Source organism: Staphylococcus sp. HMSC036D05, assembly GCF_001836225.1.
GTDB lineage: Bacteria > Bacillota > Bacilli > Staphylococcales > Staphylococcaceae > Staphylococcus > Staphylococcus caprae.
Window position 1 is genome coordinate 1,090,848 of record NZ_KV827781.1, and the last position, 8,554, is coordinate 1,099,401.

General features: G+C 34.0%; 8 protein-coding genes. 5 read left to right on the forward strand and 3 right to left on the reverse strand.

Annotation, left to right across the window (positions count from 1 at the left end; all coding sequences use genetic code 11):
* Window positions 1–11: 11 nt before the first annotated feature.
* Window positions 12–938 carry a CobW family GTP-binding protein gene (locus HMPREF2580_RS09790; protein WP_070832465.1) on the reverse strand — a complete coding sequence of 309 codons (927 nt, stop codon included), beginning with the start codon at window positions 936–938 and terminating at the stop codon, window positions 12–14.
* A gap of 224 nt (window positions 939–1,162) precedes the next feature.
* Here HMPREF2580_RS09790 and HMPREF2580_RS09795 point away from each other — a divergent pair, with 224 nt between their 5' ends.
* A complete protein-coding gene (locus HMPREF2580_RS09795) occupies window positions 1,163–1,606 on the forward strand; it encodes a global transcriptional regulator MgrA (protein WP_070832468.1) in 444 nt (147 codons plus the stop codon).
* Window positions 1,607–1,747: 141 nt separating this feature from the next.
* On the opposite strand, the gene cydC is transcribed toward HMPREF2580_RS09795, so the two are convergent.
* The gene (gene cydC / locus HMPREF2580_RS09800; protein ID WP_070832471.1) at window positions 1,748–3,445 is read right to left on the reverse strand and encodes a thiol reductant ABC exporter subunit CydC; all 1,698 of its coding nucleotides are present in this window, start codon (window positions 3,443–3,445) and stop codon (window positions 1,748–1,750) included.
* 2 nt (window positions 3,446–3,447) lie between these two features.
* A complete protein-coding gene (locus HMPREF2580_RS09805) occupies window positions 3,448–5,076 on the reverse strand; it encodes an ABC transporter ATP-binding protein/permease (RefSeq protein ID WP_070832474.1) in 1,629 nt (542 codons plus the stop codon).
* Window positions 5,077–5,302: 226 nt separating this feature from the next.
* Here HMPREF2580_RS09805 and HMPREF2580_RS09810 point away from each other — a divergent pair, with 226 nt between their 5' ends.
* From HMPREF2580_RS09810 to HMPREF2580_RS09825, 4 genes are all read left to right on the forward strand, one after another.
* The gene (locus HMPREF2580_RS09810; RefSeq protein ID WP_070832477.1) at window positions 5,303–6,175 is read left to right on the forward strand and encodes an undecaprenyl-diphosphate phosphatase; all 873 of its coding nucleotides are present in this window, start codon (window positions 5,303–5,305) and stop codon (window positions 6,173–6,175) included.
* A gap of 254 nt (window positions 6,176–6,429) precedes the next feature.
* Window positions 6,430–7,116 carry a hypothetical protein gene (locus HMPREF2580_RS09815; RefSeq protein ID WP_037541167.1) on the forward strand — a complete coding sequence of 229 codons (687 nt, stop codon included), beginning with the start codon at window positions 6,430–6,432 and terminating at the stop codon, window positions 7,114–7,116.
* 6 nt (window positions 7,117–7,122) lie between these two features.
* Complete coding sequence (locus HMPREF2580_RS09820) at window positions 7,123–7,569, forward strand: YaiI/YqxD family protein (protein ID WP_070832480.1); 447 nt, start codon at window positions 7,123–7,125, stop codon at window positions 7,567–7,569.
* Between the two features lie 13 nt (window positions 7,570–7,582).
* Window positions 7,583–8,149, forward strand: coding sequence for an LOG family protein (locus HMPREF2580_RS09825; protein ID WP_037541529.1), 567 nt, complete (start codon window positions 7,583–7,585; stop codon window positions 8,147–8,149).
* Window positions 8,150–8,554: the final 405 nt, after the last annotated feature.

The window sequence follows — 8,554 nt, forward strand, 5'->3', positions numbered from 1 at the left end:
ACTCTCCTTAATTATGAAAATTGTAACATATCAAGTTTATTTCTTAGTCTATTCACGTCTAGTTGCTCTCCTATGATAACTATCGTTAATGGCAACACCTTATCTATGACGCCATAATCGGGAAGCCCGTATGCATACTGGAATTCGTATGTAGCATTCGGATGATCTCGAAACTGAACGTAACCTTTCAAACGTAAGACCTCATCGGGCAAACGTAAAATAAATTGATAAAAAAGTTGACGATCGATTGGCCCACTAAACGTATATTGCATACTATTTATACCATGATGATGAGAATGTGTGTGTTGTGTAACAACTTCGTCACGAAATTGTGATAATTTGGAGACATCTACCTTTCCATAAGTCGTTAAGATATGCGGAACATTGGCATTGATGCGGTTAAGTGCCTCTTCTAAATGTTGTTGTTCTTCTTCAGAGATAAGATCTATTTTATTCACAATTAACACATTGCTCACTTCAAGTTGTTCTTCCATCAATCTTTTTGTAGATTCAGTATACTGCTCCCTATTTAAAAAGCGTTCAGCATCAACGACACCAATTACTTGTGGTTGGTGGACATATTGAACTATTCTAGGGTCTTGGCATGCCATAATAATTTCAATAGGATGCGCAATACCCGTTGCTTCAATGATGATATGATTTACATCTTTTTCATTGATGAGCACTTCTAATTGATTCACTAAATCTAACTTCAAATCACAACATACACAACCGTTTAATATAGAATACACTTCTACCATATTGGTTAAATGATTACCATCTACATCGAAAGAGCCAAATTCATTCATAATTACTGATATTTTCTCATCAATTTTTAATAATTCGCTCATATAATGTGTCAGTAAAGTAGTTTTTCCACTACCCAAAAAACCGCTAATGATAGAAATTGATATTTTTTCATCTTTATTATTTCTCATTTTATATTTCCTTTTCTATTACAAGCATTTTTGAAAATGATAACATAAATATTTAATTATCTTTTTACTTGATTTAATGTAAGATATCTTCTAAAATTTAAGCATACTTTAATTTTAGCATGGCATTGAATCAAAGTGTTGCGCGAATTAAATTTTGCACAACATAGACGGATTCCAATCCGAAAAAGAGAAAACACGGATAGAATGTCTGGAGGAGAACTTTAATGTCTGATCAACACAATTTAAAAGAGCAGCTATGCTTTAGTTTGTACAATGCTCAAAGACAAGTTAATCGCTACTACTCTAACAAAGTCTTTAAAAAGTACAATCTAACTTACCCACAATTTCTTGTATTAACAATATTATGGGATGAGTCACCTGTGAATGTCAAAAAGGTTGTTACAGAATTAGCACTTGATACAGGGACTGTATCGCCATTACTTAAACGAATGGAACAAGTTGATTTAATCAAACGCGAACGTTCAGAAGTGGATCAACGCGAAGTATTTATTCACTTAACTGACAAAAGCGAAATGATTAGACCTGAATTAAGTAGTGCATCGGAAAAAGTCGCAACAGCTTCTTCATTATCTAAAGAAGAAGTTCAAGAACTTAACCGTTTATTAGGCAAAGTGATCGATGCATTTACTGAAGCGAAAGAAAAATAGTAAGTTTCTGTCATGAAATTAAAGTTAAAGCTTAGAAATTGATATACATTTTAAAATGAAACATGAAAAACTCGTACCGCTTTTGGGTACGAGTTTTTTATCTCTAGTTCGTTAGCTATTCCCTTTCTTAGTAAACTCAATTTAATCTGTAACTGAATGGCTCGTCTTGTTATTTAATTTAAGCATTTGATGTAAATAGCTATTCTCGTTTAATAATCTTTCATATGATCCCATCTCTTTCATTTTTCCATCTAACATGACCACAATTTTGTCAAAGCGAGACAGTACATCTAAATCATGAGTTGCCACAATTAATGTTTCAGAAGCTTCTTCAATTAAATTCATTACTTTCTTAGTATTATCTATATCTAATGCTGTGGTCGGTTCATCTAATACCCAAATACGTGCATCATCTCTTAACAATAATCGGGCTAAACTTAATCGTTGTACCTCGCCCCCTGATAGATTCTCACCATTTAAACTCACATTTCTATCTAAATCTAGGTATCCTAGACCAACAGATTGAAGCACGCCTTCTAATTCAGCATCTTCTTTATCTGAAAATAAATTATCTCGCACTGTTCCGTCAAACATATGCTGAGACTGTAACATGCCGTTGGTATAACGATATTTTTCCTCATTATCAATATCTGTTACAACTTGACCATTCAATGTGACATGTCCTTGTTCAATTTGATAAAGTCCTAGCATCACTTGGAGTAAAGTACTTTTACCTGAACCGGAAGGACCTATGATTGCGACTTTTTCACCTTTCTTTATCGTTAGATTGATATCATGGAGTACTGGTGTTTGTTGATTCCAATATTTGAATGTGACATGTTCTACCTCAAATAGTTCAGTTTTCATTTTTTCACTTTCAAAATGAGCAGCATCACGAGATTCAGACACATCTATAACTTCATTAATTTCAGCAAGTGCTTGATCGGTATCAGCTTTGTAGTATGCAACATTACTCATTGGTACTGCTTGCTCAAATAAAGTGAGTACCATTAAAACAATACTAGTTAAATATACGACATCTAGATGACCTGCATGTACTTGTTGTGCACCGATGACTAAACTTAGAAAGATTGAAATCATGGATATTAAATTAAGCATATAATCATATAAAGATAAGAAACGTCGTTCTCTTGCTTGCAAGGCATCAAATTGCTCAAGGTGGTTGAGCACATCTGTTTTAAACGTATGGGTTTGTTTAAAACGTTTTAACTCCTCGTTTCCCTCTTTATAGTCATAAAAACGTTGAAGAAAATCACTTTGCTGTAGAGCGACTTGTTGTTTTAGTGTCCGTGCCCTTTTCGCACTCAACCATGGCACGATCCATAACGTTAATATCATACTTACAGCTATCAATAATGCATGCATCGGCGTAAAGAAAATAAATGTGATGATTGACACAATGGCAGTTAGACCGATAACTACGGGTGGATAATACACTCTTAAATAGATGTTTTGTAAGGCTTCAACTCGACTAATCATACGAGAAATTAAATCGCTTGAATTGAATTTACGATACACATCAGGAACTACAGGAATTAATTTTTCAAGAAATTGAACTCTAACATCTCTTAACATCGTAAAAGTTGTTTTGTGAGAAAGTAGTCTTTCAATGTAGCGTGTAATGGCTCTTAAGAACCCAAACATTTTGACTGAGACGACAAGCACCATTAAGGCATATAAGGGCGCCCCAAGTGCGCTTTGAGTTACCATGTACCCACTTAAGAAGAACATTGCCAATGCGACAAGGCCTCCGAGTACACCTACTAAAATCGCTAATATTAAATCTTTATCTATACGAAAATGAATATGTGGTTTCATCTCTAACGATTCACCTCACTTTGAGATACAGATATCGTTGCATCATCTTTGATGAGTTGACCATTTTCAAGATAAATACGTCGTTCAGCTTGATTAATCGTAGTGTCACGATGAGCAATAATAAGCATTGTGGTCTCTTTAAAATGGTCTTGAAGTACTGCTTGAATCGTACGTTCAGTTTCAATATCTAAACCTGTAGCTGGTTCATCGAATATGACTAATTCAGGTTTCATAAGTAGTAGACGGCTCAATTCAAGACGTCTCATCTGACCACCTGACAACATTTCCCCACCTTCACCGATTCGTGTATGAATACCGTCCTTAAGTGTAAGTACTTTGTCTTTAAGTCCTACTTCGTTTAATACTTGAATAATGTCTTCATCAGAAATCTCATAATCATACATTGCAATATTGTTTTTTATTGTATCTGTGAAAATATAGGGGTTCTGACTTAAAAAGCCAATCCGTGTTTCTTCCATATTAAATATCACTTCACCGTCAGAAGGTTTTACAGATTGACTTAAAATATGCGCTAGCGTTGTTTTACCGGCACCACTCGGTCCAACAATTGCAATTTTATCTCTCTGATAAATTGTTATATTAATGTTTCTTAAAGCGTATTGCTCACTGCCTGGATAACGATATGACACATTTTCAACCTTTATTTGTGGTTCCTGGTTGTTATTAATTTTGGGAATAAGAGATGGGGCTTTATCTTCAGCTTCTAAAAAGTCGAACACAACATCGCTTGAACCTTCACTTTGTTTACCCGTGTGAAAGGCTTGTCCTAAATCTTTTATCGCATTATAAAATTCTGGCGCAAGAATGATAGCAATGGCAGCTGTTACAAAGCTGATTGAATTAAATACCACGAGACTAAGTGCTACTTCAAGTGCTACCAAACCAATGCCTAACATACTGATAAATTCGAGCATTAAGCCTGATAAGAAGGCACTTTTTAAAATACGCATCGTTAAATCTCTAAATCGAGTACTATCTTCATATAAATGTGCTTTAGTTTGCTTTGTTCGATTTAATAATTTGAGCGTAATTAGCCCTTTAGCAGTATTCAAGAAGCGCTGACTAAATTGATTAAGATATGTCATTTGATCTTTCGATTCGTCTCTGGTTTTAAGTCCAAAAATGATATAGAACATGGGAATAAACGGCGCAGTAACCATCATGATTAATGCAGTTGGTAAATGAACAAAACACATCGCTATAATAATGGCAACTGGAATCATCATTGATTTAAACACTTGAGGTAAATAACTTTGAAAGAATGGTGCAATGCCATCAATACTTTCGGTTAATATGTTCATTTGTTCTCCTATGGCTCGAGGACTGTTTTTATTTATAACTTGTCGACGCAAATCAGTTTTCACTTTATAAGCCAAGTGGTCACCAATGCGTTGATTCAACATATTAAATGTTGCACGTGCAATTAGTACTACAATAATGACTATAAATAGATATATTAATGGTTGCTTATGATTGTAAAGTACAAGATTTAAAAAACGTGCAATTGAGATATTTTGTATGACAACTGTGATGGATAAAAAAATGCTCACGATACACATCAGAACTGGATATATTTTATATTTAAATACTAAATTTGTTAGTTTTTTCACAATAACTTCACCTACTTTCATTATAAAAGGTTTGTTGTAAATATAAATTAATACGCTCATTGATTTTTTGAAGATTTTATTTTAAATATCAAAATAAATTGTTTATAAGACTTTGGTCTAGTTTTATGGGATTAGGCTACCACTATTTTTCTTTAATGTGCTATGATGATATGGTAATTTTAGTGAATGAAAGACTATATAAAAGTTTGATGAAAGTGGGTCAATTATGTTTTTAATTGAATTGATAAAAGGCATCATCTTGGGTATCGTTGAGGGTCTGACAGAGTTTGCCCCTGTGTCATCTACCGGACACATGATACTTGTAGATGATATGTGGTTAAAGTCCACTAAATTTTTAGGTGAGCAGTCTGCCTTCACCTTTAAAGTGGTTATCCAATTAGGTTCTGTATTCGCAGCGGCATGGGTTTTCCGTGACCGTTTCTTAGAAATATTACATATCGGGCATCACAAACCTGATAATCAAGCATCTGTACAACGTCGTTCTCAACCTAAACGTTTAAATTTAATGCATGTATTGGTTGGTATGATTCCAGCCGGTATTCTAGGTTTCTTATTTGATGATTTAATTGAAAAATATTTATTCAGTGTACCTACTGTAATGATTGGTTTATTCCTAGGTGCAATTTACATGATATTAGCTGATAAATATTCTGAAAAGGTGCAACATCCTCAAACTGTAGATCAAATTAATTACTTCCAAGCATTTGTCATCGGTATTTCACAAGCCATTGCCATGTGGCCTGGTTTCAGTAGATCTGGTTCTACAATTTCTACTGGTGTATTTATGAAATTAAATCATAAAGCAGCATCTGATTTTACATTTATTATGTCTGTTCCAATTATGTTAGCAGCGAGTGGATTATCTTTATTAAAACATTATGAATACATTCACTTAGCACATATTCCATTCTATTTATTAGGATTCTTAGCAGCATTCATTGTTGGCTTAATTGCGATTAAGACATTCTTACATTTAATTAGTAAAGTCAAATTGATTCCATTTGCGATTTACCGAATCATCTTAGTTGTTATCATTGCAATTCTATACTTCGGTTTCGGCATCGGCAAAGGAATTTAATAAAGAAGTACTTGAAAATAACTTGTTATTTTCTTAGTACTTCTTATGCAATGGACACCAGTCCATTGTAATCCTTTATAGAAGTACCTTTGATATACACTTGCGAGTTAAATTCGAACTCGTAAGTGTTTTTTTATTTCATTTTCAAAATAAGCCTTATAGGTTAAATGTATATAACGACTGGTCACTCTCGTTTACTATCATGTATCATAGGGTATGAATAAGAATAGTAAAAATTAATGGAGGCAACGAGTATGGACAATAAGAAACTCATTAAGACTTTAATCAATGTACTACCTATCGTGATCGTACCGTTAGTCGTTGAACGTAAACGTATTAAAGAGCATCCCGACGTGCGTAAAGCTACTGATGCTACGTCTAAAGCAACATCAAAGGCAACATCTGCGATTTCAAATAAAGCTTCTGATGTAAAAGAATATGTTGGCGATAAAAAACAAGAATATGACAACAAACGTGAATTGAAGAAAATTGCGAAAGAAAATGATCCTGAATACATCGAGAAAAAAGGCGAAAAATTAGCCAAGAAAAATCGTAAAGAAGCTGACAAAATGGATAAAAAGCTTCAGAAAAATATTGAGAAACGACACAAAGAAGAAGACAAACAACGTGAAGAAAATCAAAAACAACGTATTAAAGATATGAAAAAATCTCAAAAGTATGAAGAAAAAGTCGGCTTAACTCCTGGTAAATTAGATGATAAAACTGAGAAAAAAGGCGAAAAATTAGAAAAAGATAATCGTAAAGATGTGAAGAAATTAGATAAAAAGCTTCAAAAGAATATTGAAAAACGTCACAAAAAAGAAGAAAAACAACGCGAAGAAGCTAAAAAAGCTAGAAAAAAAGAATTTAAAAAATATGATGATTACGTGGCTGACAGTGTCGTAAAACAGAATAAAGAATCTGATGATTCGAAGGCCTAAATTGCGATGACAAAAGTAATCGTAGATGGAGATGCTTGTCCTGTTGTTAATTCAGTGATTGAATTGACCGAAGGGACAGGCATTTTTGTTACGGTGTTGAGGAGTTTCAGCCACTTTTCACATCAAATCCAACCTGAACATGTTAAAACTGTGTATGTTGATGATGGACCTGATGCTGTCGATTATAAAATTGTACAAATAGCGACAAGTGAGGACATTGTCATTACTCAAGATTATGGTTTGGCAAGTTTACTTATAGACAAAGTACGTGTAGTCATGCATCATAAAGGAAGTATATATCGTTCAGATAATATTCAAAGTTTGTTAGACCAACGTTATCTTAACGCACAAATTAGAAAGCAAGGTGGCCGTCATAAAGGTCCTCCACCTTTCACAAGAGAAGATAGATTAAAATTTGAACAAGCATTTTCGAAAATTATTAAACAACTTTAGGAGGTAAAACATGATAAGAAGAATCGCAGTTTATTGTGGTGCAAGCAAAGGAAATGATCCATCATATGTTAAAGAGGCTTATGAATTAGGTAAATATATGGCTGAACAAGGTTATGAACTTGTCTTTGGTGCTGGATCAGTTGGTATTATGGGCGCTATTCAAGATGGCGTACTTGATCATGGCGGTAAGGCTATAGGTGTCATGCCTAAGATGTTAGATGAACGAGAAATTACCAGTCAAAAAGTGAGTGAACTCATTTTAGTAGATTCCATGCATGAACGTAAAAATAAGATGACAGAATTAGCAGATGCATTTGTGATGGCTCCAGGCGGTGCTGGTTCTTTAGAAGAGTTCTTTGAAATGTATAGTTGGGCACAAATTGGCATTCACCAAAAACCTATCGGAGTTTTCAATCTCAATGGTTTCTTTGAACCGTTACAAGCTTTAATTGAACATATGATTAAAGAAGGATTTATTGATAAAAAATATAAAAAATTAGCACCACTGTTTGATACTAAAGAAGCATTGATAGAAGGTTTACACAACTATAAACCTCTTGGTGTACGTACATACGATTAAATGAAACGCATCTATAAGCAATTGAACACGCTTATAGATGCGTTATTTATATAGATATGAGTAAATCGAAATATAAAGATTGCTTGAAACTTCTAATCTATCGAGAAGCCGTATTTTCTCAAATGAGTTCATGTATGTGAAGATTTTACACATGAAAAATACGGAGTATTGAGAGCGACACGCCTGCAGGAATAGCATGCGTCTTGAGACTACAGGCTCAAGCCATGCCCGCGGCAAGGGAGCTAAACAATACGAAGTATTAATATACCAGCCTTATCTCTATACGAGTTGGTTATATAGGCAGTAGATGTCTGAATTGAAAATGCGCTTATGCTAAGCTTTCTTCAACTCTAGTCATCCTTGCCGGGGCGATACTACGAATTCTTAAATTCTAGAATTCTGTAT